General features: G+C 48.7%; 21 protein-coding genes, 1 rRNA gene and 1 pseudogene. 12 read left to right on the top strand and 11 right to left on the bottom strand.

What is annotated here, in order from left to right; translation table 11 throughout:
• Positions 1 to 209 precede the first annotated feature (209 nt).
• Positions 210 to 326 (top strand): 5S ribosomal RNA (rrf, locus tag KME12_25450).
• Positions 327 to 849: 523 nt separating this feature from the next.
• On the opposite strand, the gene KME12_25445 is transcribed toward rrf, so the two are convergent.
• A protein-coding gene (locus tag KME12_25445; protein ID MBW4491117.1) for an ISKra4 family transposase occupies positions 850 to 1928 on the bottom strand; the annotation gives its coding sequence in 2 pieces (ribosomal slippage) (positions 850 to 1772 and positions 1772 to 1928; 1080 coding nt in all).
• Between the two features lie 635 nt (positions 1929 to 2563).
• Between KME12_25445 and KME12_25440 the strand changes: the two genes are divergently transcribed.
• From KME12_25440 to recJ, 4 genes are all read left to right on the top strand, one after another.
• Complete coding sequence (locus KME12_25440; protein ID MBW4491116.1) at positions 2564 to 3319, top strand: peptidylprolyl isomerase; 756 nt, start codon at positions 2564 to 2566, stop codon at positions 3317 to 3319.
• Positions 3316 to 6342 (top strand): peptidase domain-containing ABC transporter, encoded by a 3027-nt coding sequence (locus KME12_25435; protein MBW4491115.1) that lies wholly within the window; start codon positions 3316 to 3318, stop codon positions 6340 to 6342. Before KME12_25440 ends, KME12_25435 begins: the two co-directional genes overlap by 4 nt.
• Before the next feature lie 357 nt (positions 6343 to 6699).
• The gene (locus KME12_25430; protein MBW4491114.1) at positions 6700 to 8229 is read left to right on the top strand and encodes an HlyD family secretion protein; all 1530 of its coding nucleotides are present in this window, start codon (positions 6700 to 6702) and stop codon (positions 8227 to 8229) included.
• A gap of 51 nt (positions 8230 to 8280) precedes the next feature.
• A complete protein-coding gene (recJ, locus tag KME12_25425; GenBank protein ID MBW4491113.1) occupies positions 8281 to 10764 on the top strand; it encodes a single-stranded-DNA-specific exonuclease RecJ in 2484 nt (827 codons plus the stop codon).
• A 34-nt stretch (positions 10765 to 10798) separates the two neighbouring features.
• Here recJ and KME12_25420 read toward each other — a convergent pair whose 3' ends face one another.
• On the bottom strand, positions 10799 to 11497 hold the full coding sequence (locus KME12_25420; GenBank protein MBW4491112.1) for a YdcF family protein: 699 nt from the start codon (positions 11495 to 11497) through the stop codon (positions 10799 to 10801).
• A gap of 511 nt (positions 11498 to 12008) precedes the next feature.
• Between KME12_25420 and KME12_25415 the strand changes: the two genes are divergently transcribed.
• Complete coding sequence (locus KME12_25415; GenBank protein MBW4491111.1) at positions 12009 to 13367, top strand: S41 family peptidase; 1359 nt, start codon at positions 12009 to 12011, stop codon at positions 13365 to 13367.
• 86 nt (positions 13368 to 13453) lie between these two features.
• Here KME12_25415 and KME12_25410 read toward each other — a convergent pair whose 3' ends face one another.
• From KME12_25410 to KME12_25400, 3 genes are all read right to left on the bottom strand, one after another.
• Positions 13454 to 13963 (bottom strand): molybdenum cofactor biosynthesis protein MoaB, encoded by a 510-nt coding sequence (locus tag KME12_25410; GenBank protein ID MBW4491110.1) that lies wholly within the window; start codon positions 13961 to 13963, stop codon positions 13454 to 13456.
• Positions 13964 to 14103: 140 nt separating this feature from the next.
• Positions 14104 to 14439, bottom strand: coding sequence for a photosystem II reaction center protein Psb28 (gene psb28, locus KME12_25405; GenBank protein ID MBW4491109.1), 336 nt, complete (start codon positions 14437 to 14439; stop codon positions 14104 to 14106).
• A 163-nt stretch (positions 14440 to 14602) separates the two neighbouring features.
• A complete protein-coding gene (locus KME12_25400) occupies positions 14603 to 16804 on the bottom strand; it encodes an S-layer homology domain-containing protein (protein ID MBW4491108.1) in 2202 nt (733 codons plus the stop codon).
• Between the two features lie 232 nt (positions 16805 to 17036).
• Between KME12_25400 and KME12_25395 the strand changes: the two genes are divergently transcribed.
• From KME12_25395 to psaI, 6 genes and pseudogenes are all read left to right on the top strand, one after another.
• Entirely contained in the window at positions 17037 to 17993 is a 957-nt protein-coding gene (locus tag KME12_25395) for a PRC-barrel domain-containing protein (protein MBW4491107.1), read from the top strand.
• A gap of 111 nt (positions 17994 to 18104) precedes the next feature.
• On the top strand, positions 18105 to 18437 hold the full coding sequence (locus tag KME12_25390; protein MBW4491106.1) for a hypothetical protein: 333 nt from the start codon (positions 18105 to 18107) through the stop codon (positions 18435 to 18437).
• Between the two features lie 202 nt (positions 18438 to 18639).
• Positions 18640 to 19002 carry a YtxH domain-containing protein gene (locus KME12_25385; GenBank protein MBW4491105.1) on the top strand — a complete coding sequence of 121 codons (363 nt, stop codon included), beginning with the start codon at positions 18640 to 18642 and terminating at the stop codon, positions 19000 to 19002.
• A gap of 32 nt (positions 19003 to 19034) precedes the next feature.
• Positions 19035 to 19394, top strand: a pseudogene (locus KME12_25380) (DUF948 domain-containing protein).
• A gap of 521 nt (positions 19395 to 19915) precedes the next feature.
• Positions 19916 to 22585, top strand: a complete 2670-nt coding sequence (locus tag KME12_25375; GenBank protein ID MBW4491104.1) for a hypothetical protein — start codon at positions 19916 to 19918, stop codon at positions 22583 to 22585.
• Between the two features lie 142 nt (positions 22586 to 22727).
• The gene (gene psaI, locus KME12_25370) at positions 22728 to 22844 is read left to right on the top strand and encodes a photosystem I reaction center subunit VIII (GenBank protein ID MBW4491103.1); all 117 of its coding nucleotides are present in this window, start codon (positions 22728 to 22730) and stop codon (positions 22842 to 22844) included.
• Between the two features lie 159 nt (positions 22845 to 23003).
• On the opposite strand, the gene KME12_25365 is transcribed toward psaI, so the two are convergent.
• The 6 genes from KME12_25365 to KME12_25340 all read right to left on the bottom strand — a co-directional run bounded on the left by KME12_25365 (position 23004) and on the right by KME12_25340 (position 25378).
• Positions 23004 to 23123 carry a photosystem II reaction center protein J gene (locus KME12_25365; protein MBW4491102.1) on the bottom strand — a complete coding sequence of 40 codons (120 nt, stop codon included), beginning with the start codon at positions 23121 to 23123 and terminating at the stop codon, positions 23004 to 23006.
• Positions 23124 to 23192: 69 nt separating this feature from the next.
• Entirely contained in the window at positions 23193 to 23318 is a 126-nt protein-coding gene (locus KME12_25360; protein MBW4491101.1) for a photosystem II reaction center protein L, read from the bottom strand.
• 8 nt (positions 23319 to 23326) lie between these two features.
• Positions 23327 to 23461, bottom strand: a complete 135-nt coding sequence (psbF, locus tag KME12_25355) for a cytochrome b559 subunit beta (protein MBW4491100.1) — start codon at positions 23459 to 23461, stop codon at positions 23327 to 23329.
• Between the two features lie 26 nt (positions 23462 to 23487).
• A complete protein-coding gene (gene psbE, locus KME12_25350; GenBank protein ID MBW4491099.1) occupies positions 23488 to 23733 on the bottom strand; it encodes a cytochrome b559 subunit alpha in 246 nt (81 codons plus the stop codon).
• 138 nt (positions 23734 to 23871) lie between these two features.
• A complete protein-coding gene (locus tag KME12_25345) occupies positions 23872 to 24882 on the bottom strand; it encodes a photosynthesis system II assembly factor Ycf48 (protein MBW4491098.1) in 1011 nt (336 codons plus the stop codon).
• Positions 24883 to 25042: 160 nt separating this feature from the next.
• Positions 25043 to 25378 carry a rubredoxin gene (locus tag KME12_25340; GenBank protein ID MBW4491097.1) on the bottom strand — a complete coding sequence of 112 codons (336 nt, stop codon included), beginning with the start codon at positions 25376 to 25378 and terminating at the stop codon, positions 25043 to 25045.
• Between the last annotated feature and the right edge of the window lie 305 nt (positions 25379 to 25683).

Below are 25683 nucleotides of genomic sequence, written 5' to 3'. Positions count from 1 at the left end.
ATAGGTTGTAGATGGAAGTTCAGCAATGGATGAAGTCGAGCAATACTAACAGACCGAGGGCTTGACCTCGAATCAAGCGTTGGTGAAAGACAGAAGACAAGGGACTATGCAGCCTTCAAGGTTTTGAGGAGATGAAGATAGGTGTGTAAGGGGAAAGAAATGCCTGTCATTTCATCCTTCATCCTTCCTATTTCATCCCTGCCGATATTCCTGGTGTTCATGGCGCGGTGGAACCACACTGACCCATCTCGAACTCAGAGGTGAAACGCTGCAGCGGCGACGATACTTTGGGGGTAGCCCCACGGGACAATAGCTCGATGCCAGGGCAATACTAAGATAAAAAGAGCGCTAACTAGGCGCTAGAGGAGAGAGGAGTTTCTGAGGAAGCCCCTCTCTCCTCTTTTTAATGATAGGTAAGGTTATGTAGGGTGGCGACCAAAGTAAAGCCAAAGAACGGCTAAGCTTCCTGGCTTTATCAATCGACCTTATTGACAAAGCCAGGAAGCTGCGAAGTGCCTTAGAAGAGTAAATTCACGCTCTAAGCAAGAATAGAGTTTTGTGGTCACCAAATGAATCTCGTCCGCGAGAGGTTGAAGCTTGAAGCTGTTCATTAGAGCTCTAAAAAGGATTTCTCCCCTTGAAAGCGCAGTTATCATTGAGCAAAGAATGGGACGTCGTCGCTTCATTATTCACGATGAATTCGTTCTTGCCCCTGTTTAAGTCATGGGTAAAAGCCAGATGAGCAGTGGGATAAAATTTCTTTTTACCAAGGATCATGTTGAGAGAAAGTAAGCCTGTCCAGGTTGCAGTTGTAGCGATGAAACTGAGAACTAGTGGGGAGCATCCCACTTATGCAGAAACAGTCAAATCGCCAAGCAGACCATTGAGGTAAGCACAGCGTAAGCTCAACATCGAATTAACCGAGGCACTATTCCAACGTGCACCGGAGATTTGCAAGCGTCGTCCAATCTGTTTGACAGCAGACTCCACTGCTCCTGAGCCAATCGATGACAACTGTTCGGCTTGGTGGTGGGCGTAATTGACAATCCGGGAGCCATGTTTGGTGAGATAGGCTTCGAAGTTACGAGCTTGCTGGCGTCGACAATCTGCAAACAGTGCCTTTGCCGCTGCGGTTTGTCCTTGCCAGAGCAGCGATTCTGCTTGAGCAAGCCGCTTCAGCGACCCGCCCACTTTGTAGAGATTTTGCTTGAGATGATACCAGTCGAGGATTTCAAGGTGAGTCTGAGGCGTTGCAATCATGCTAAACAGATTCCACACCCCATCATGTCCATCGCCCAAACAGACCAATGGGCAAAGGAGTCGTTGGGCATTGACGTAATTGCTCAGGCTGTTGTTGTCTTGATAAAACGCCGCATAATAGATGTGTGCTAAGCGCACGGCTTTGTAGTCACGCCAAGGGCTATTGCTCTCCTTCAGGTCGCGCAGACGCACTTTACCCCCATCCATGCTGACTTCCCCCACCCCTTGTTTAGCATCCGGCAACGCAACCGCTTGTCGCCCCACTAATCGTTGTTGAGTTGAGTGTCCGACTGCAATTCCTGTCAGAACTGCAATGTCGGCTTCGGCATTCTCAAACGACTCGTTGGCACTCAAGCGCAAGCACGCCTTCTCCAAACCCCCGCTCATTCGACTGCGCGCTCTCACTCCTAATTGCTCTGCCTGCGATTGGCGCAAGTGAATCTTGCCCACCAAACTCTTCAACTGCCGGACTCGTCCACGTTCCGTTCGGGCTTGATGGTTGATAAAAAAAGGGCAACTTCGGGGCTCACCTGCTCTAGCATCTGTTGTCGTACCGTTTGCTCAATACCTTCCAGCGTTGTTAGAGCGACTTTGTCACTGTTGCGGTACAAAATCTCGGCGATCTCTTGAGTGCAAGCTCGCAGACGGTCCTGTTCTTCCGGAGTCATGAGTTAGCCTTGTGCCCTACTCCTCAATTCTGCCTCCTTGCCCTTACTTCTGCATTAGTGGGATGCTCCCGAACTAGTGTCCCAAGCTGGCATTGAAATGATTGCTTGATGCGGATTCGGAAATGCCAGCCCAACGTCTCGCGGAGACACTTGGTCAATTTTGCTATCTGCAAAGCCTCTGTTCGCCAGCAACGCCACTGCTGAGCCCTTCAGTCATTAATCGCGCTGCTTGTTGCTCTACATCTTGAATGTCCATAACCGCATGTACTGCTTGATTGGGACACTATCCGCCAAGTGATGGAAACCGTGTTCACGATCGCTGGCTCCCATCCAAATAATGCAGAATTGTTTCTGCATCCATAGTTAAATGTGCGATCGCTTGTTAATTTTGACTAATGATTTTAGAGATAGTTAGATAGCAAGAACTACCGTAGGTATAGCTGTCACTGCAATGGGTATCTTGATTAGTGAAGTGGTGCTGATACCAAGTAAAAGGTGATTGCTAGTAATTGCGATCGCACCTTCATAGACTAGTTTTCCGTCATGAACAGTCTGCCGCTAATTGAGTTCTAGCCCCCAGTAACTTAATGTCTTCACAAAAAAACTCTGTTTTGGAAAGCCCCCCGCCCGCTGATATGACCGTGATTCTGCAAGTTGGGGATCGCCCCATCACTGCCGCAGAAATCATTCCGCTCTTGGCGCGATACCAACTATTACCTCAGCTATTGCGAGAAGTCTTGCTCGATCAGGTGACTATTCCTTACACTTGTACGCCGGAAGAAGTTACTCAAGCCTGCCAGCACTTTTATGCCCAAAACCAGCTGACATCAGAGGAAGCACAGCAGGCTTGGTTGTCGCAGCGCCAGCTAGCTCCTGAAGAATTCAAGGCTAGGACTGAGCGGGGATTACGAATCGAAAAATTTAAGCAGGCCACTTGGGGAATCAAGCTAGAGTCTTACTTCTTGCAGAGAAAAGGGCAAATGGACAAGGTGATTTATTCCCTTATCCGGACCCAAGATGTGGGGATTGCTCAAGAACTCTATTTTCGCATCCAAGAAGGTGAGCAATCTTTTGCGGACTTAGCACGGGAATATTCTCAAGGGCCTGAATCTCAGACGGGAGGTTTAATTGGCCCTGTGGAATTGAGCGTTCCTCATCCACAATTAGCAAAAGTGCTGTCAATGAGCCAGCCAGGGCAGTTGTGGCCTCCGACCCAGTTGGGAGAATGGGTGGTGATTGTGCGGTTAGAAAAATTCCTTCCGGCGCAACTAGATGAACCCATGCGACAACGGCTGCTGAACGAGCTGTTTAATAACTGGCTGCAAGAGCAGCTTCATCAAATCAACGCTGTTAATAACTCTGGTGCTGTTGCTACTTCTGCTTCCTCATGACTTACACCACAAACACAATTCAAGAGTTTTTAGCTCAAGTTCCTGGCTTTAGCCAGTTATCGCCCGCTACTGTCACGCGGCTATTGCCAAAATTTCAGCTACTGCGTTACCGGATGGGACAGGCGATCCTAGTACGGGAAAAACTGCCTGTTCAAATTGCTATTTTGTATGAAGGGCAAGCTCGCTACTTAGGGTATGATCCGCGAACCCAACTGCCCAGTACGTTGAAGTTATTAAATCCTGGAGAGGTATTAGGCTGGGCAGGAATTTTGCGAGGAATGCCTTGCGAGACCGCGATCGCTTCTAATGAGGTGATCTGTATTACTCTTGCAACCACCGACTTCTTAGAACTAATTGAGCAAGAGCCAGGATTTGCTGCCGCATTTCGTCAACGTTGTGCGTTGGTGGAAGCCTTTGATTTGCTTGGAGCAGAACTAGAGCGCCAACCCATTAATAGAGTTATTAATCTTAAAGACTTTACTCAGCAGGTGTGGCCAGAGGCTGTAGTCATGAACTTGCCGAAAGGTAGGACACAGCTCAGCCAACTTGACCCTAGTTTAATTTGGTTAGTCAGTGGTGGTGGCACAGTCACCAACCAGTCAGTAGGCAGTCGCCTTAATGCTTCTATCTCTCGATCCTACATCAGTGTGGAGGGGCCAAGTGCGACCCGTCTCGTTGGGTTCCCTGCTGCCGCTCTAGGAGAGGTACATGCAGAAGCTAATGGTTCAGCTCTAGTACTGAGTGATGCGGCTGAACTAGTGCCCTTCCCAGAGGCTGAGGACGAACTAGATGCGGGAGGGGTAGAGATTCCTTATGCACCTGAAAAGGTACCAGGAGACTCAAGTGCTGCCCTTACGCAACAGGCTAAGGGGAAACAGAAATATCCTTACATTCGAGCGAGAGGGCCACTCAACGCGACTCTAGCTTGTTTCCAAATGTTGGCGCAGCATTTGGGTCTACCTTTTCGACGGGATGTGGTACATCGGGTTTTGACGAATCAGATGGATCGTTCGGGCAGCATGTCTCTACAGGTTTGCGGGGCGATCGCAGAACTGATGGGGTTAAATGCCCAACTGGTTAATGTACCCGCTGCGACTGTAAGCCGCCTGCCAGCCCCAGCCTTGATCCGTTGGCAAGATAGCTGTGCAGTGCTGTATGAAATTAGCGATAAGGCGATCGTGCTGGCCGTCCCAGAAACAGGAATTCGGCGATTCAAACCAGCTGACTTCGCGGAAGCTTGGGGACAAGAAGGCCAAGTTTTGCTTCTGAAACCTACCAAGCAAACTCCGAAGCAGCGGTTTGGCCTCGGTTGGTTTTTGCCATCCTTGATTCGGTATCGCAAAGTTTTAATTGAAGTTTTAATCGCTTCCTTTTTTGTGCAGCTATTCAGTTTGGCCAACCCTTTGATGCTGCAAATCATCATTGACCGAGTGTTGGTCCAAAACAGTTTGGACACTTTGAATGTCCTCGGTATCTTCTTGCTTTTAATGGCGTTCTTTGAATCGCTGTTAATGAGCTTGCGAACCTATTTGTTCGTCGATACCACCAACCGGATCGATATGGCTTTGGGTTCAGAGATTATTGACCACCTGCTCCGATTGCCCCTGAAATATTTTGAGAAGCGCCCAGTCGGGGAACTGTCTAGTCGCATCAATGAGCTAGAAAATATCCGCCAGTTCTTAACTGGAACAGCGCTGACAGTAGTGCTAGATGCCGTGTTCTCGGTCATCTACATCGTGGTCATGTTTATCTACAGTTGGCTGTTGGCGCTCGTCGCTTTAGCCACGATTCCTCTATTTGCTATTCTTACGGCTTTAGTCTCTCCAATTATCCGACGACAGTTGCGAGCCAAAGCAGAGCGCAACGCCGAAACTCAGTCTTACTTAGTGGAGGTGATGTCTGGAATTCAGACGGTCAAGGCTCAAAATATTGAGTTGCGATCGCGCTGGCAATGGCAAGAGCGCTATGCCCGCTACGTGAGTGCTGGATTCCAAACGGTTCTAACTTCTACGACTGCTGGCGCGACTAGCAACTTACTCAACAAAGTTTCTGGTTTGCTGGTTCTCTGGGTGGGGGCTTACTTGGTGATTGCGGGCCAGTTAACCTTAGGCCAGTTGTTTGCTTTCCGGATTATTGCTGGCTACGTAACCACACCCTTGTTGCGTTTGACGCAACTGTGGCAAAACTTTCAGGAAACTGCCCTCTCGTTAGAGCGTCTAAGCGATATTATTGACACTCCCCAAGAGGCAGATGAGCTGGATCGGCAAAACATTCCGATGCCCACGATTAAAGGGGCGGTCACTTATGATGATGTGGTCTTCAGCTTCAACAAAAATAGTGCGCCTCAACTCAATCACATCAGCATCGAATTCCCTGCTGGTATCTTTGTGGGCGTGGTGGGGCAGAGTGGTTCGGGTAAAAGCACTTTAATGAAGTTGCTACCGCGTCTCTATGAACCAGATTCCGGACGCATCTTGATCGACAATTACGACATTAACAAAGTGGAGTTGTATTCTCTGCGGCGACAGGTGGGCATTGTACCGCAGGAGCCGCTACTGTTTGATGGCACTGTCCAAGAAAACATTGCTTTAACTCAACCAGATGCTTCTTCGGAAGAAATTATCGCTGCTGCTAAGGTGGCGGCGGCCCATGATTTCATCATGACGTTGCCAAATGGCTATAACACTCGTGTAGGTGAGCGGGGGGCGGCGCTCTCTGGGGGCCAGCGACAACGGGTGGCGATCGCTCGGACAGTGTTGCAAAACCCTCGTCTGCTGATTTTGGACGAGGCGACCAGCGCTTTGGACTACGACACTGAACGGCAAGTGTGTCTAAACTTGGCAGAAGCTTTTAGCGATCGCACCGTGTTCTTTATCACGCACCGTCTAAGCACCATTAAAAACGCCAACATGATTTTGATGATGGACAAAGGTTCTATCGTTGAAACCGGACTGCACGAAGAACTAATGGCAATCAAAGGGCGTTACTACTGCCTCTACCAACAACAAGAGTCGCAAATGTAGACCCGTTGCCTTTAGAGAGGGGCTGAAAGCTCAAGGGGGGTGGCGATCGCTACCTCTCTACTGAACCTTTCAACCTCAAGACTTAGCTGTAAAGTTTCATCAAACTTTTGTAGTCAGCTATTTCTGAAGCTAGACACAATTGCTACATAAAGAGGAAGACTACCCTCTAAAGATCGATATTGCAGCAATTGATTTTCAGCATCTGCAAATCTTTGAACCTTAAAGGGCACGATAACAACAGGACTAAGCCGTAAAAACTTCAAGCGGAATTTCCTTGCTACGTTGCTGGTGCTGGCAAATCCCCCCTTTGCTACAGCCCATGAATTGCGCCACTCTCTATTACCTACTAGGTTTATGATGATTAACCAGCAAAATGGAGCCAAGTTGAATCAACAGCTACCTCCCACCCCAGAAGTAGCTTCTTATTCAGCGAAATCGACAACTTTTGACCAACCTGTTGTTCTCCAGCAACCTGCCACTTGGTCACGAGCCATTGTTTGGAGTATCGTTGCTGTTACTACAGCTTCGATCATCTGGGCCTGTATAGCCAAAATTGAGGAGGCGGTCAGTTCTCAGGGCAAGCTGGAGCCGCAAGGCGCTGTAAAAGAAGTGCAAGCTCCAGTCGCAGGGGTTGTGAAAGAAATTTATGTTAAGGAAGGCGATCGCGTTAAGCAAGGGCAAACGCTCCTCAGTTTTGATCCCACCGCAGCGCGAGCCCAAGAAAAATCGCTGCTGAATATTCGTACTGCCTTGATGCAGGAAAATCAGTTTTATCGCTCTCAGCTCGTTGGTTTGGCTTCCCCAGCCACCACAGATCAAGCGGCGATCGCCCTGAAGCTACCCACAGAAATTGCTTCTCTGACCAAGAGCCGAGTGAACCTCTTGGCAGAAAATCAAATGTATCGCGCTCAGCTCACAGGTGCTCCCCAGGGAGGTAATTTCTCAATTGATCAAATGGCACGCCTGCAATCTAGTCGAGATGAATTTAATTCGCGGGCGGCATCAGCTCAGTTAGAGACAAAACAACTAGAGCGGCAGTACAGTCAAAACCAAGTGTCTCTAGCCAATGCCAAGGATAGTTTGGCGGTGAACCAGCGAATTTTAGATGGCATTCGACCACTGTATGAAGAAGGTGGCATTGCTAAGATTCAGTATTTGAAGCAAGAACAAGAAGTTCGCTCTGGTCAAGCTGAAGTTGAACGCCTAGGCCAGGAACAACAGCGCTTGCAATTCGCGATCGCTCAAGCTCAACAACAGCTACAAAACACCGTCTCCCAGACGCAAAAAGATGTTTTGACTTTGATGGCGAATAATGATCAACGCATTGCGGAAATCGACAGCCAACTGACCAAGGCGATTGTTGAAAACGAAAAACGGCTTGATGAAATTAATAGCCAGCTCAGTCAAGCCCAACTGACGTTGAAGTATCAGGACATTAAGGCTCCTACTGATGGCATTATTTTTGATGTCAAAGCGGGGGGTCCAGGCTTTGTCGCGAACCCCAGTGAGGCTGTGCTCAAGATTGTGCCCAGCGATCATCTAGTCGCCAAGGTTTATATTACAAACCGAGACATCGGCTTCATCAAAGAAGGCATGGATGTGGATGTCAGAATCGACTCTTTTCCCTTTAGTGAGTTTGGAGATATTAAAGGCCGCTTAACCTCCATTGGTTCTGATGCCTTACCTCCCGATGAACTACGGAAGTACTATAGCTTCCCTGCCAAAATTACTCTAGATGCTCAAACACTCCGAATCCGAGGGCGAGAAGTACCACTGCAATCGGGTATGTCTGTGAGCACCAATATTAAGATCCGCCAACGCACCGTCATGAGCATCTTTGTTGACTTATTCGCTAAGCAGTTGGATGGTATGAAAGCGATCAGATAAGCTGCTATAACGGCAGTTCTGCCTTGTTTTCTTAACTGCCTAATCTCTTAAATGCTGGAGCAGCAAGTACAGCCCGTGCCCATATTGCAAGCAGATGCTCATCACGTCACAGCTGAGCCACCTGCTTGGTTTGTTCAGGCTGTGCAGCAGCAGGCTATAGGTCTCCCTGGCCATTATGTAGCTCAGTTATTGTGGCAGCGGGGAATTCAAGACCCAGAGCAACTTGCTGGGTTTTTGCACCCACAGTTTTATCAGCCAGCCAGCCCGTTTGAGTTTGGGCAGGAGATGCAATGGGCTGTGGAGCGCCTCCAACAAGCGCGGAGCCAAGATGAAGTTGTAGCAATTTGGGGAGATTTTGACGCGGATGGCATTACAGCCACAGCCGTACTTTGGGATGGGTTGGGCCAATTTTTTAGTCAGGGTGATCGCCTACTTTACTACATCCCCAATCGCTTGATTGAGTCTCATGGTCTGTCTCAACAGGGGCTCGATCGCCTAGCAGCTCAAGGTTGTCAATTAGTCGTTACTTGCGATACGGGTAGCACCAATCTGGCCGAAATCAAGTACGCCCAAAGTTTAGGCATGGATGTGATTGTCACCGATCACCATACCCTGCCGCCAGAACGCCCTGATGTGACAGCAATTGTCAACCCTCGTTATTTGCTGCCAACTCATCCTTTAGCTCATCTTTCTGGGGTGGCTGTTGCCTACAAACTGGTGGAAGCCCTCTACCAAACTTGGCCTGAAGTACCGCAACAGCCGCTCACACATTTGCTAGATTTGGTCGCCATTGGTCTGATTGCTGATCTGGTTCAGCTCACCGGAGATTGTCGGTATTTAGCCCAGCAAGGTATTGAGCAATTGCAGCAGCATCTAATTAATCATGAAGCGGGAGTTAAGCCACCTCGACCGGGGATTGCTCGTTTGTTGGAGCTGTGCAAAAAAACAGGCGATCGCCCCACGGATATTTCTTTTGGATTGGGTCCTCGGATCAATGCAGTAAGTCGGATTCAAGGCGATGCCCATTTTTGTGTGGAATTGCTCACTAGTCGGGACGAACAGCGCTGTCGGCAGTTGGCCGAAGAAACAGAGCTAGCCAATATTCGTCGCAAAGCTCTACAGCGGGAAGTGACCCACCAGGTCAAAGACAGACTGGCGCAGCTAGATCTCTCAACCACCAGCGTTATTGTCCTAGTTGATACCCAATGGCCAGTTGGGGTCTTGGGCCTAGTCGCGGGACAAATCGCCCAAGAATATGGTCGTCCCACAATTTTGCTCAATGCTGATTCGCTAGATCTGGATTTGACAACACCCAACTCAACTAACGAGACGCGATCGCAGGCTTCAGCTTTGGCTAGAGGATCGGCGCGATCGGTGAATCAAATTGATCTTTACCAGCTCGTACAAGAGCAAGCTTACTTACTTCACAGCTTCGGGGGCCATCCCTTTGCAGCAGGGCTGAGCCTACCAGTCGCTAATATTCCCCTGTTTACTGAAGCCGTTAATCGCCAACTACGACAGCAAAACTGCGGCACCCCTTCTTCGACTTCTGCCAATCAAGCTGATCTAGTGGTCACAGTGGCAGAGTTAGGCAAAACTCTATTCCGCGAACTTAAGCTGCTAGAACCCTGTGGCATGGGGAATCCTGTTCCCAAACTCCTCATCCAAAACTGCTGGTTTGAGCGGTCTTGGCACCGCAACATCCAAGATTGGCAGGGTCGAAAAGTTCAGTACATCAAAACAGAATTTGCACTGCGCGATCATTCGACTACGGTTGGTTTTCCGGGGGTTTGGTGGGGGCACTACAAAGAAGAACTTCCCTCAGGACGCTGTGACGTGGTTGTAGAACTGGATTTCAATACCTACGAAAATCGTCAACGTGGCAAAAAACCACACTACGAAGTTCGGCTGTTAGAGGTATTTCCTGTTAGCGAAGCAACGTTACTGAACCAAGTCTCTCATCCTGTAGATTGGCTAATCGATTGGCGCGGAGAACTTGAACCCTTTACACCAGACACACAGACATTGTGGGTGACCCAATGCCCAGCTAGTTGGGGCGAATTGCAAGCTTGGTTTCGTCGAGCGATTCAAGCAGGCCAGCGATTGGCGATCGCTTATCCACCTCCGAACCTGATTGCTCCTACCCAAATTTGGCAGCAGTTGATCGGCATTGCTAAATATCTCAGCCGTACGGGTTGTTCTGCCACTCGAAACCAGTTGCATGAAAAATTGGGGATCGGCGATCGCTCGTTGCAATTGGGCTTTCAAGCGTTGCAGTTTCTCGGCTTTGCCGTCACTTACGCTGAGCAGGGATTCCAAGTGGAGTTTCAAGCGAAAGCTGACCCTACATCTGTAGAGATGCAATTAACGGAAGCAGTCCAGCAATTCTTGGGAGTAGTTCAAGAAGAGCAGTTTCGTCGCCAATATTTTTATCGAGTGCCCTTATCAACGCTAGAAGCAGTAGCTCAGCAAACAATGCTGCTACAAGCTCACCGCTCACCTCAAGCACCTTTAACTGAGGAGCCTCAGCTGTAAGTGAGGGGGGGGTCAGAGACTGAATCTAAAACATCTACTGGACTTTACCTTGGTGCTCGCATTCAAATCCTCGCTGTTGCCATTCCTGAATGTTGACCTCGCTCAGTAGAATCACATCAGTGCACTTGGGGGTATAAACCTGGCTGACTGCCGCCCAGACTAAACTCCGCACTACATCTAGGCCAGTTTTGATCCAGGACTCACGATTACCAGGAACGCCTTCTTCTCTGACAATATCTGGCTCCACCCAAATGCCATGTGCTCCCAATAAAATTTGTGCCATCCACTTGGCCCTAGGGAGATGGGTGGCAGAGGTGATCAGCTTGACTTTGTGTACCTGCCACTGTTGTAACAGTGGGATGTTGAAGTAGAAATTACCGAATGTAGAATCGGCACACTTTTCTAACCAAACTTGCCTGATGGGGGCTTGAGCGCGTTGAAAAATAAGCCAGATGCAAGGGTCTTGAGAGCCTTGAGAAATCAGAATCGGGGTTTCGGGATGTTGTTTCGCGAGTTCAGTGACATAAATTTCACGGCGGATACTACCCCCCAGCACGAAAACAGCATCAACTGGCCCCAAGGCTGCCGATCGCAACGCTATCGTATTAATCAGGAGCCACATACCTAACAGGAACCCGATTCCCCAAAGTCCAAGTTTGACAGGACGGCTCCAAACCTTGGCTACCAAAGTTTTCCTGTATAAATGCTGGCGACGCTTACCTTTCAGCTTCATGGCTAGTGGGAATAATCTCCAATCATCTCAATAGATCAAATCTGCACTGAACGGCTTAAAACAACACGTTAATTGCTGAATAATTCACCGCAACTTTACTGACTCTTAAAAGTTGAACCTCATGCTATTCTGTCGGGCAACACTATCATGGTTTTTAGCTATATCTGACTCTTCTACTTGATGTAACGACTATGAGTTACGATTGCTGCATCCCCTAGCAAACTTTAGGTTTAGCTCATTCTCTCTAGCATGGACACTGATTAAACTGGCACATGTCAAGCCTGGTTTAACTTGCTAGCCTGGTTATGTTGAAGATAATTGTCTCAGGGGTAGTCCAACCTTTTGACAGTTTCGCGCATGAGGAGTTGTTGCTAAAGCTAGGGACCCAGCAAGCCCCCTAGAATTCACCGTGGTGCATTTTCCGGTTTTGTGTCCGAAGGCTATTTATATAAAAGCTATAAAAGCCTTACTGCTAAGCCACTGATACTTAAACGATTTGAGCCAACTTCCAATGAACCAGTCCCCCAGACATTCCCATCTGATCCAAGTTGCTCTTTGTGGCGGGGCGATCGCTACTGCTGCTACCCTCACGTTATTTGGTCCTGGTCTTAGTCGCTCAGTACGAGCTGCTCTGCAAGATAGTCCCAAAACGGTTTTGGATGAAGCTTGGCAGATTGTGAATCGCGATTATGTGGATGGTACGTTTAACCAAAAAGACTGGCAGGCAGTCCGACAGAGTTTGCTTGGCAAAAACTATAGTTCTCGCGAGGAAGCTTATGCAGCGCTACGCAAATCCTTGGAGCAACTCAACGATCCTTACACACGCTTTTTAGACCCCAATCAATACCAGGCGTTAAATAGCCAAACTTCGGGAGAACTCTCTGGCGTTGGGATTCGGTTAGAGCTCAACGAGAAGACTAAAATTTTGACAGTGGTAGAGCCGATTGAAAACTCTCCTGCTTTGAAGTCAGGGATTCAAGCGGGCGATCGCATTTTGGCAATCAACGGCAAGCTTACCAAAGGGATGACCGTTGAAGACGCTTCTAATCTGATTCGGGGAGACGTTGGCACTAAAGTTACCCTACGCATCGAGCGCGATACCAAGTCTGCTTTTGATGTACCTTTGCAGCGGGCTCGGATTGAGCTACCCACGGTACGTTACAGCCTGCGCCAAGAAGGCTCGAAGCGAGTCGGCTATATTCGCTTGAATGAGTTTAGTGCCCATGCTCCAGAGCAAATGCGACGAGCTATTCAAGACCTGACGGGCCAAAAAGTAGATGCCTTTGTGCTCGACTTGCGAAGTAACCCTGGTGGTCTATTGCAAGCTAGTATTGACATCTCTCGGATGTGGATGGACTCTGGCTCAATTGTCCGCACCGTGAATCGCAAAGGTGAAAACGAGGAATTGGCGGCCAATCGCACCGCCCTCACCAAGTTACCGCTTGCGGTTTTGGTAGATGGTAATTCTGCTAGCTCCAGCGAGATCGTGACTGGTGCTCTTAAAGACAACGGACGTGCCACTGTAATAGGTAGCCAAACCTTTGGTAAAGCCTTAGTCCAGTCTGTTCACTCCTTGTCCGATGGTTCTGGGCTGGCTGTGACGATTGCCCACTACTATACTCCTGCTGGGACTGATATTAGCCACAAGGGAATTACACCCGACATCAAGATTGACTTAACGGATGCCCAGCGGCAGCAGCTAGTGTCTAATCCGAAAATGATTGGTACTAAGGATGATCCCCAGTATCTACGAGCCCTGAATGTGCTAGAAGCAGAGTTTGCGAAGGTCAAGCAACCTACAGCTGCTCAGCGTCAGAGCCGCAATACCTGTTTACTCCCAGGATTTGCTTGTCGGTCTAATGCCCAATAGACTGCTCAATCACTACACCTAAAGCTCAAGGTTAAGCGCTTCCTCAGGGGAGCGCTTACTTGCTAAATAGGGGGTGAGTCATGCTTTTAAGAATTTAACCGTAGTTGGCTTACTAGATGTACGAGTTCTGGCAGAATTAGCTTTTCCATCGCGAGGTTAACCGCGTTAGTGGAGCCTGGGACGGAGAAAATGAGCTTGGTTTGGTAGACTCCTGCTACAGCCCTAGAGGCGATCGCCCGTGAACCAATTTCTTGATAACTGAGCCAGCGAAATAGCTCTCCAAACCCCGGCAGGGTTTTCTCTAGTAGCTTTTCAAGTGCATCATAGGTTGTGTCCCTCGGAGCAATCCCGGTACCACCATTAATAATGACTGCATCTAGATCTACTCGTTGACTCAGGGCTTGGATTTGCGCCTGAATCTGGGCAGGTTCGTCTGGGGCGATGGTGTACTCATGGATCTGATGCCCTGCGGCCAAAAGTAGTTGCTGAATCGCCTGACCACTGCGATCGCTTTCAAAAGATCGAGTATCACTAACCGTAATCACAGCGCAACTTACAACAATATTTGCTGAATCAGGATGCGGTTGGTGAGTCATGAAATGCTTTATCAGCTTGGCTAAAGGGTAGATTGCCCTCGATCCTTATCAGCGAGCAAAATCTTTGATAGCGCGGGATGAGGGCAGGCTATGAGACGCTCTTGGTAACAAGCAATTTGTTAACGCGAAATAAAGACCAACTAAGACTTACTGAATCCTAGATCGTTCTTTTCTGAGTAGCGTTCCATGAATCGCATAAAGCGCTCCCACTCCTCAGTAGACTTCATGTAATAAAAAGCTTCTAGCGCTTCTGGTTGGCCATTGACAAACTTAGCTTTTACTTCACGTGTGGAGATTTCGCCTTCTTCGTCGATCAGGTACATCCCTGTAATGGCATCAGTGTTACTAGCACTTAAAGCCTTAGGCCGCTCAAAGTAGAAGGTTGCAGTACCATTGCTGCCGTCGCGAGAACGAGTGACACGAACGTCAGGCACTGCATCTTCGGTAATACCTCTGGAAAATTGGATTTCAGCCATGTCTTTAGAATTAAATCTTAAATGGACAGTTAACTATTCTTAATCATATAGATCAGTTGCTCTAAATCAAAACTCGTTGGAGGACGGGGATCGGTGCTCAGGAAGAGGGGATCGTTGTGTTGAATAGCTGTAAGCCCACCCAACACAACTTTACAGGTTTGGCCTAGGCAGAAACGATGTAAGGAGAGCTAATGGCAGGCGATCGCCCCGCATTAACCAAAGCCTGATAAACCATAGCAGTTACTTCGGCACGAGTCGTCTCTCGGTTGGGGTTCAACTGCCCCACTGTCGGGAAGTTCACTACCATTCGTCGTTTTGTGGCTGTGGCTACAACACCACGGGCAAAAGGCGGAATTGAGCCCTGATCGCTATAGATCCCCAACACGGTTTCATCACCACTTCCTAAGTTCAGGCCGTTGACTAGGGAAACGAGTACTTGAACGCGCAATACGTTGTCAGTCGGGCGGAAGGTGTTATCTGGAAACCCAGAAAGAAACCCACCCCGGTAAGCTTGCTGGATCGCATTAGCGGCCCAAAAATCTGCGGCTACATCACTGAAATTAGTAGCAGCTCGGATCGCAGGCGGATTTAATGCTTTGACTAGCAAAGCTGCATATTGTGCTCGATTCATCTTTGCGTCTGGTTTAAAGGAACCATCTTCAAAGCCGCTGATTAATCCTTGACCTCCTAGGGCACGAATAAAATCTGCTGCCCAGTGACCTTGAATGTCTGTAAAGGAGGGTGTGGCTTGATCTGGGTTGACGATAAAGTTAGAGGCGATCGCGGGAGCTTCCCCACGCGCCACCAATGCCTGATAGATCAAGGCGGCAACTTCTGCTCGGTTGATGTCTCGCATGGGTTCTAGTTGATTGACCTGAGGTTGATTCACCACCATGCGGCGTTGAGTTGCTGTAGCCACCTCATCGGTGGCATAGCTAGGAATCTGAGCGCGATCGCTATAGACCAGCAAAATATTTGTGTTGCCGCCTGTGAAGCTTAAACCACTAATCAAAGACACGATCGCCTGGACTCGGGTTAAGTTTTGGTCAGGTCGGAAGGTATTGTCTGGAAACCCAGAAACAAACCCCATTTGAGCTGCCTTCTGAATTGCCGCCCGCGCCCAGAAATCAGCCGGAACATCAGTAAAGTTAGTCGCTTCTTTTTTGTTGGGTAGATTAAAGGCTTTGGCGATCGCGGCAGCATATTGTGCCCTAGTGATGTTGGCTCCGGGTTTGAAGGTGCCGTCAGGAAAACCGCTAATAATGCCACGGCTCACCAACCCGCGAATAAAGCTTTCTGCCCAATGGCCTGTGATGTCAGTCAATCCGGTGGGCGTTGGGGTTGGAATGGGGGTGGGTGTTGGAGTCGGAATAGGGGTTGGGGTAGGCGTCGGAGTTGGCGTGGGAGTCGGAGTTGGCGTGGGAGTCGGAACGGGGGTTGGTGTTGGAGTTGGGGCAGGAGTTGGGGTGGGAGTGGGAACCTCGCTGGCGACGAAGTTGATCAGACCTTGAACACGGGTAGGGTTGAGTTGGTTGCCGACAGACATTAGGGTGGTTTTGGTCGCATTGTTTAAATCAAACGCTCCATTGTCCCTAAAGATGTTGCCACCTGGGTCTTGGCTTTTGCCTAAATCTGGCAAGGAAGTATTTGTAATCACCAGACCATCGCTAGTATTTTTCTCAACCACGTTGCTGCGTAGTACGGGGTTGGCTTGACCCGATAGCACTACCCCAGAACGGTTTTCAAAAATTCTGTTATCCGCGACTAGGGGAGCTGCATTATCTCCAATGGCAATGCCGTAGCCTGTCTTTTGGCAAACGTTACGCCGGATTTCGCCTTTAGCATTTCGGACAATAGAGATACCGCTGGCAGCATTTTGAAAAAATATGTTGTCTATAATCACCGGATTAGCTGTCCCGGTGGCAAAAACCCCTTCGCGAGCACAGTTAGTCAAGGTGCTGTTAGCAACAGTAGGCGCGGTTGACTCCACCCAAATGGCGGTGCCACGCTGGGCTCGGTTGGTGACAGTGACCCCTCGCAGTTGAGCGCTATTTTCTAGTCGTAGGGTGATATTTTGCCGTGCAAAGGTAGGGCTGATGTATTCACCGCTGCCTTCAATCAGTAGACCACTACCTTTATTACTCTCATTGCCGACCACAGTGACACCTGCCGGAACCGTCAGCGGAAAAGCTTCCCCGCTAGCAGCATTGTAGGTGCCTGCTACTAGCTGGATGGTGGTGCCTGAACGGGCTTGCTGTAAGGCTCGCGTTAGCGTTTTGAGAGGAGCAGCTTGACTCCCATTGGCAGCATCATTACCTGCCGCAGGATTTACATACAGGATGGAGCCAGAAGCAGATTGAACCATGACTATGCACCTATCCGCAATATTTAAAGCACTACCTATAGAGCTACAAGGCGTGCAAGTCGATTTTAGGGGCAGTTTTTCATCTTGATAGAGAGTGGCTGGCACCTCAGAACCTCTGAGGCTCAGTGATTTACATTCAAGCCTATAGCGGCTGGGATTCGCAGCGATTCTTAAGAGTTTCTGAATCCAGAGGCTATACTGCTGGGAAAGCGCATCTATTTTTGAGGTCTTTATGGCTTCTCCACAGGCGATCGCCCGACAAGGCGAACTACTCAACCGATTAGTACTAGACCGAGACACTGCTGAAGAACTGGGTCGAGTTGATCAAATTTGGATGGTGCCAGAGCTGCACCGAGTCATGGGGATTATTTGCACAACAGGGTTTTTGAAGGGTAAAAAACAAATGTTTACCCTGTTGCAAATCGAGGCATTTGGCACCGATAGCATCGTTGTGAATTCGAGTCACACCAGCGTAAATCCAGAAGAGATCAAACCGATTGATTCCTTGATTGGCCGCGAAGTTTGGAGTGATGCTGGCAATAAAATTGGTAAGCTAACCGATTATTTATTCGATCCTACAACCGGAGAAATTACCCAGTATCTATTTGTCTCGCGAGGCTGGAGCAGCTTGACCGATGGCAGCTATTTACTACAGCCAACCATGATCTTAGGTTTGGGTAGTAAGCGGGTGATGATCTCCAATAATGCGGCTCAAGAGATCTCGATTTACACCGAGGGTCTTAGGCATAAAGTCGCTAAGGTGAGTAGCTTTTTGCAGTCAGATTATCAACAAACGAAGCAAGATGTGAAATCCTGGCTGGGAGGGCTTCAAGCTATTACTAGCCAAGCTAAAGAACAATTTCAAACCCTGAGTGTTCAGGCTAAAGAACAAGCTCAGATAGTGGGGGAACAGCTTAAAGACACAACCCAAACTCTCGCTGAGCAGGCTCAAGAGAAAAGTCAGACGCTTAAAGAGACTCTCAAAGAGCGAGCACAATTGTTAGGTGAACAGGTTAAAGACACAACCCAAGCCCTAGCAGAAGAAGCAAAAGCCAATGCAGGCGATCGCGCTAAACCAGAAGTGAGGGTCTCGCCAAACTCGGATAGCCCTGCGCCTCAACCCACTCAGACGGCTGAAGTGATTGTGGATGTTAGTCCTGACGAACCTTCAGAATCTACATCTCAGTAGACATCTTGTGGCCCATCTTGTGGCCCGGACAAGATGCCCATGCCTTGGTGAGATGTTGTAGCGCTAATAACCATGTAACTATTGAGGCATCGCGGGGTAGGAGGTGTGGCCATGGTGATGACCGTAGTAATAATCAACCTTCTGATTAGTGGCTTTTGTCTCTGTGCGGCTTGGCAGATTTGGAAATTGCGTCGCACTCTGGCTCAAGTTGCCAATGCTTTGACGAACTATGAGCGCAGTACGCATAAAGTCTTATATGGTGCGCCAGTCGGAATTTTGCAAGGGCAGAAAGGTGCGAATCTGTTGCGTCAGCAGTACCAAACACTAGAGTTGCAGTTGCAAAAAGTGCAGCAAGTGTTGGGACTGATTAGTTTGGGCCAAGGAGTTTGGCGTACACAGGTTAGGCGATCGCAACGACCGAGAACCGTGAAAAAGCGTTTTTAGCGGATAGCAAAACCATGAGATAGATTAATGTGTAGTGGCAGTGAAGCATAGAACGCTGATTTGAGTGCTTGGGTGCAAAAATTGATGCAGCTTCTAGAGAACCAATCCAGTAAAATCGGGGCGGTTCCACCTCATAAACAGACAGGTGGCATCCAATCGAGTTAAATTAATCAGCTAGTTATTGAAGGGTAGAAGCCAGACAATGTCGAACAACCGTTCCGGATCATTCCTTGGAGGTCTACTGTTAGGAGCTGCAATTGGCACAGTGACCGGGTTATTGATTGCTCCTCGGACAGGACGGGAGACGCGGCAGCTCTTGAAGAAATCTGCGGATGCTCTACCAGAACTCGCAGAGGATTTGTCAACCAGTGTGCAGCTCCAAGCCGATCGCCTTTCTGAGTCTGCTTTGCGGAATTGGGATGAAACGCTAGGACGCTTGAAAGAAGCAATCGCCTCAGGCATCGAAGCAACTCAGCGGGAACAACAGGTCTTGAATCAAGCATCTTCTCCGGAAGCTACGGAGTCAGGCCCTGCTATGCATGATGCGTTCGATAAAATTCACTAACTTAACTCACTAACTTTTAGAGTAGGCATTCGGTGATTGACCCTATTTTTTGGCTAGGACTTTCAATTCTACTGGTGGCCGTGAGCCTCACAGCAGTTTTGGTTGTAGCCATACCAGCGCTTCAAGAATTAGCTAGGGCAGCTCGCAGCGCTGAAAAACTGTTCGATACCCTCTCACGCGAGTTGCCCCCGACTTTAGAATCTATTCGTTTAACTGGGTTGGAGATTAGCGATCTGACCGATGATATGAGCGAAGGTGTAAAGAGTGCGGGGCAGGTAGTTAAACAAGTAGACCAAAGCTTTGATGGTGCTCGCAAGCAAGTACAAAAGGCACAAACTACCACTCGCAGCGTATTCTCAGGTGTAAAAGCGGCGTGGCGGACATTTACCCGTACTCCTCCGAACTCACCGGGTAGCCGTCGCTCATCTGGGCGTTTGCCACCTCCAACTCGCTCATCCTTGGACTTGCAGAGTAACAGTTATAGTTCTCGATCTATACCTGATGCTCCCAGCGAGTCTAGCGATACGAATCGATCGTTTTCAACCTTAGAAGAACGCCAAGTCGATGCAGAGAGCGATCGCTTCCGAGAAGGCCCTCGCTCTTCTGCTAGTTACACTTACCCACCGACACGCGAGTTGCCAGATTCAGCTCTGCCCCAGGTAGACTCTGAAGGGAAATCGGTGGAACGATAAGTGGCAAACAGAAAAATTCTGTGGGACCAAGCGGAATGATCGGGAGTGGGATAGACTTAAAACCAAAGTTCAATGATGCGATTTAGGAACGTCTAGGTTGCCTCTAGAGCAATCCTGTCGCCGACTAAGGCTGCTAATTTAAACCAGCAGTCTTTTTTGCCGCCAAACTAATTCATAGGCTTAAGTAATGTGCGGTGGGCATCCCCTTGCCGAGGGTTGAGATGGAATACTGGGAATTTCTGCTACAGAAAGAGGGCGATCGCTCTTGGCTACCTCTAGAGTCACCGGATGTGGAAATTTTAGAGGGACGCTATCGAGTGGTTGCTCGCTCTAGCCGTGCCAATATAAGTGTTGAAATCCGGATCACGCATCAAGTTGCTGATGAAGTGCCACCCAAGCGGCGGGCGCAAAAGCGATTTGGCCGCACCAACAAAGATGGATTAATGGTGGTTTTCCCCTTCACCCGGATGAAACCAGGGTTGTGGGAAATTCGTTGTGCTGGCGATTTGATGTCAGATTTTATGGGTCAAAGTTGGCAGCACAATGTCTGCCTGCAAGTATTACCCCAAGAATTTGAGTCTGAGACAGATTGGGACCCTGAGTGGGAGATGCAGGATGAAGAAGCGACAGACTCCTCATCCTCACAGTCCAGTTTAGTGGTGACTACAGCCACAGCTACTCATCTAGAGCCACCGCTACAGCATGAGACAGCATCTGAGCCAGAACCAGATGTGCTAACTTCAGAGCCGGAAGTCACTACTGCCCAGTCTGAAGCTACTGTAGAAGCGACTTCTGAAGCTAGCGTAGAAGTTGCCCCAGAGCCTGTGACACCAGAGGGTGTAAACAACACGCATCAGATTCCTACGCACCAGATTCCTGCAACCGCAAACTATTCTGTAGAAAACTATTCTGTAGAGCAGTTACAGTACCTTGCAAAGCAGATCTCAGAATCGGAAGCTACCCTCCTGCCTGAGGTAGATCTAGAGAGTGCGGCGATCGCCACTCCTAGCCCAGAAATACCTGAATTCCCTGAGTCTTCTGATACTCCTGCGATCGCTGAGACGACAAGCGCAGAACTAGACCTAGAGCCAAGTTCAGAGCCAATCCCAGCAGACGATTTCCCGGTCGCTCCTGAAGGGGCTGGGGTGGCTATTCCCAATACTCTAGATCCGGCAGTAGAGCCGCCAGAGTTGGAAAACTTGCCGCTCCAGCTAGTGCTCGCTGAATCTGCTTACATGACTTCCTGGGGGCGGCCCTTCACTTTATTTGGGCGCATTGAGTTGCAAGAGCCAGAAAGCCCCACTACCGCGATCGCCAATCTCCCCGTAGCAGTTCGTTCTGGTCAAGGAGAGTTGCAGGTTTGCTTGCGCGATCCGCAAAGTGCTCAAGTTTTAGTCGAAGTGCGACAGCCTCTGACTAGCCAACCTCTGCCTTACATGTTCAACTGCACGATAGAAATTCCCCTAAGCTGCAAAACCCGATTATTGCTAGGAGAGGTCATATTTCACCGTCCAGCGATTACGACAGACCAGGCAGAATCCGCTACCTTGCACTCTGCTGACACATCTGCGGTCACTCAGTCATTTACGCTTACAGCCGATGTGGATGAGTTGCTAGATGCGATCGCTGCTGACTTAAGCGAGAACCAGTTGCTGGATTTGCGTTTATCTACAGAACCATCCGAACTGGAATCCGCAGCAGCCGACTCTGCCACAAATAATCCGCAGTCGGAACGGGCCTATCTAAACCTCTCTTTTCTAAACCTGGGAGAGCAGTCTCAAGGTAAGCAGCTATTTCACATTCAACCTTCTACGGGTTCACCGCTTCCGCCCCAAATTTATCAATCCGGTCAATCTGAATTTTCCAAGACCCCAGCTTTACCTGTCTTTCAAGGGTTTGATCCTCCGGCAACGGAGCCACCTGTAGAAGTAATAGCAGAGGCCCCAGAAACGTTTGAAGATAGTCCTGAGGTAGCCTTACAGCCAGAAGTTGCCTTGGCTTTTCTTGATCTCGACTCCGACTTAGGAGATTTGGGATTGGCAGACCCAGAGATGGATCTAATGACAACCGACTCATCTGAGACTGAGGCATCTGAGACTGAGGTATCTGAGACTGAGATATCTGAGACTGAGCCTGTGGCAACTCCAGATGAGAGCAAGGCTCCAGTAGGGGATACTACCTCTCAGGCTTTGAAGTTCCAAGAGCGCTTCTGGGCACGCCTAAATGCTTTGGTATCGGACGCTGATTTGTCTGAGTGGTTAAGGGAGGATCGCACCGACTCGTCTAATTCGGCTAGATCAGACGAACCAGCCTGGGAAACAGGCTCAACGTCTAATAACGAGGTTAAAGCCTTCCCCACCCATCCAGGGGTGCCTCAACCGGGTGAAATGATTGTGCATCCAACGGCAAGGTCACCAGAGGATCAGTGGGTTGCTCAAGAAATCGTCGTTGAAGATGAACCAGTGGTAGCGACACCGCAACCAGCAGAGCCTGAACCTGAAGTGCTTAGCCCTACTTTGCTTCATCCAGATGAATCGGTACCCAATCCGCAGCTAGAAGTGCCAGTGGGGGAATTGGTTTCTGGCAAGCCAGTGACAGTCCGAGTAAGAATGCCTGATTTGCCTTGCCGAATCTATGTCAAGTTTTGGGTTAACGATCGCCAGACGCGATCGCTGCTAGATGGCCCTCGGTGGCTGGTGGACTTTACTCCAACTGGGCTAGGAGACTTAGAGGCAACAACGCAGCTCACCGTACCCTTTGGTAGCTTAGAGATTCAGTTTGAGGCGATCGCGATCGAAATGGCAACCCAACGCGAGAGTCACAAAGTAGTAGCAACCCGGATGGTAGTCCCCCCTGACACTCCTACGTTGTCATTTCCAGAATGGGGGTAAGAGGGATACGAGATTCTCTAACCCCTAGCCTGCCGATGTTTTTGTTAAAAATCTTTAGCAGATAAGAATTTACCTATCAATTCACAGTAAATTCGGTTTTGGAACTGTGCAATTTTGCAATTTTAGATAGGAAACTTTTCTTATGGCAGCTTCATTTTTGCCCTCAATCCTGGTGCCCGCAGTAGGTCTACTCTTCCCTGCTGTGGCAATGGCTTTTCTCTTTATCTATATTGAGCGTGAAGATCCCTCAGGTATTTAATTTGGTACTAAATCAAAAGTAGCCAAACTCCAAAACCTGAAACTATAAAAAACCACCTATCTTTTAAGGGTAGGTGGTTTTTTGCGCTGAGTTTTAGCCAAACAGATGTCAAAGATTTGAGACGAGCAAAAATTTTGAGTTAAAACCAGCTTTCATTCATCAAACAGATGAGCCTAAACCAGCATAAGCTCCATAAAAGAAAAGACCTAGGACTGCAATTACGCCTAGCCCTGCCACGGTGGCAACAACCCACAGAGGAATTCTTCCAGTTCCAGACACAGCTTTTACCTCCTAATTAAAACTCAATAAAACTGGCAGAGAAAAAATAGCCAGTTGACTCGCATCCAGTTAGTTGAAGAAATAACTGGAGAACAAAATACCCAAAACGAAAACCAGCAGCAAGCCTAGATAGAGCGAAGTCCGATTCAGCTCAACAGGCTGCTTGTTGGGGTTATTAGAAGACCGTTCTGCCATTTCTTTTCCTACCGATGAATAAATTGCATAGATGCGATCGCGCCCAAGAAGAAAATAGTGGGCACTGCTAGGGTATGAACAGCTAGCCATCTAACTGTAAAAATTGGATAAGAAACGGGTTGATTGGGGGTATTGCTAGTCATGATCTAGAACCAAAATTTGAAAACAATTACTTGAGGAATTGATTGATCTGCTCTTTTGACTCGAAGCGATCTTGCACAATTGGCACTTCTTGACGAATCTGAGTGAAGTATTCGTTGGGTCTGGGAGTACCAAACACATCATATGCCAGACCAGTGCTCACAAAGAGCCAGCCAGCAATAAATAGTGCGGGGATTGTAATGCTGTGAATAATCCAATAGCGGACGCTAGTAATAATGTCGGAAAATGGACGCTCACCAGTAGTACCGGACATTTAGACTTCTCCTCTAACAACAACAGAAAGCTTAATCACTATCATACGGAACGATAGAAGCAGTCACAAGCAAGTCATCTTCTGAAAGAGCTAATTTTTGACCTCTTATGATTGCGCCATTGTCAAGCAAACTTATAATTAAGCAGACTTAACTGAGGCTTGATATTTAAGTAGGGTGCCTCTTTGCCCAATCACAAATCCTTGCTCAGGACTGAGGAAGACGATCTTGTAGAAATTACCAGGAATATTTTCTACATCTCGATCCTTTTGCCAGGTTTGGCCACCATCTAAGCTGCAAAGCAAGTTGCCACTACCACCGCTGACCCAAAGCTCGTCTGGGGTTCGGTAAGCTAGGTCTAAAAATCCCCAACTAGTCGAAGATTCGGGGCTGTTTGCTGTATCCCAGGACTCGAAATCGTTGGGCTTACTAAATTGTACCTGCCCTCCCCGCGCTAGCATCCACAGGCGACCATCTGGGGTGAAGCCCATGTTTTGTACTCGACGCGAGCTGCTACGGTTGTGCGGCTCCCAGGCTTCTTGTCCAGGTCGCCAAACTGAGTAAAAATTACCCTTGGCTGAGACCGCTACATATTGGCCGTCGTTGGAGCGAGAAATGTTACGAACGACCCCTACTGCCTCCTGAACTTCAGCTTTCCAATTTTTACCGCCGTCTGTAGTGCGATAAATGGCTCCAATGTCAGTCGTCATCTGTGCGGTTTTCGGTCCAAGCGCTAATACTCTGTTGGGAGAACCAGGTAATTTGGCGCTGAGGGGAATCCGAGCCCAAGATGTGCCGCCGTCGGTGGTATGGAGTAGTAAGCCAGGTTGTCCCGCAATCCAACCCTCTTGGCCACTGAAACTGACCGAGTCAAAGCGATACTTTTGATCGCCTAGATCTAGGTTCCGTAGTTCCCAAGTTTGGCCACCATCGTTAGTTTCGAGAAGGGTAGAATTGCTGCCTACTACCCATCCATGCTGACGATCGCTAGCAAAGCTAATATCAGCAATGGTGGCATCGGTAGGTAGTTGGACCAGTTGCCAAGGGTTGTAATCTAAAGAGCTTAAATATTGATTGCCGCAGCTAGCACATAGCATGACTACCGCTAGCAACATTACAATTCGTTTCAGTGTTCTCACAATCGAGTTCATCTCGCTTCAGCCTGTACCTGGAATGTTTTATGAATAATGTCTGAGGATTGCCATAAATCCTGCAACTTAACTTGAGAGTGCAGAGGGTTGCAGAACTGAGCTAATTATCTTTAACTCAGGGATTCTCCTGGCGATCGCTTCGCTGCCAATGCTCGCTACTTTATTGCAAACCGTAGAGGCTGAGGAACAGCAAGAACCCTAGACCTAACCCTCCAAAAATCAGCAGGTTCTTTTGCCCAGGTGTCAGTTGGTTAACCCCAAGGCCGTAGTTTAGGTTCTCCCGAAAACCGGAAGCGGAACCTGCTGGCCCAATACTGGTAAACTGTGAAACTTTGGCACTGCAAACCGGACAGCGCCAATCGACAGGCAACTCTTCAAAAGCCGTCCCTGGAGAAATTTGACGCTTATCATCCCCCTTCACGGGTTCGTAGATATAGCCGCATGCTCTACACTCATGGCGGTCTAGGGATTGAGGATCAACAGCTTGAGTGCTCATGACGAGAAAAAACGCAGGGGTGAGGATTTGACCGGAGTCGATGATTTGATCTATATAAATAGAAGACTCATTCCTGAAAATACCTCTTAAAGATTATTCTATACAAGATTTATCATTGCAACCTTTCTTAACATAACCTCATTTGGTGGTTCAGGACTCCGATCGCAACTCTGGCTAGCTAGTGGTCAGTCAATAAAAGCTTGACAGGCTTCTGGGGTAAGATAGAGCTAGTTGATCGAGTTACCCAGGCAATGCCCAAGAAATACGTTGTGTGTCTCACTGAAATAGAACGGCAGTATCTGGAG

Origin of the sequence: Trichocoleus desertorum ATA4-8-CV12 (assembly GCA_019358975.1) — a bacterium.
Classification (GTDB): Bacteria; Cyanobacteriota; Cyanobacteriia; order FACHB-46; family FACHB-46; genus Trichocoleus; species Trichocoleus desertorum_A.
The sequence above is the reverse complement of the archived record's forward strand: the minus strand, read 5'-3'. Positions and strand labels throughout refer to the sequence as shown.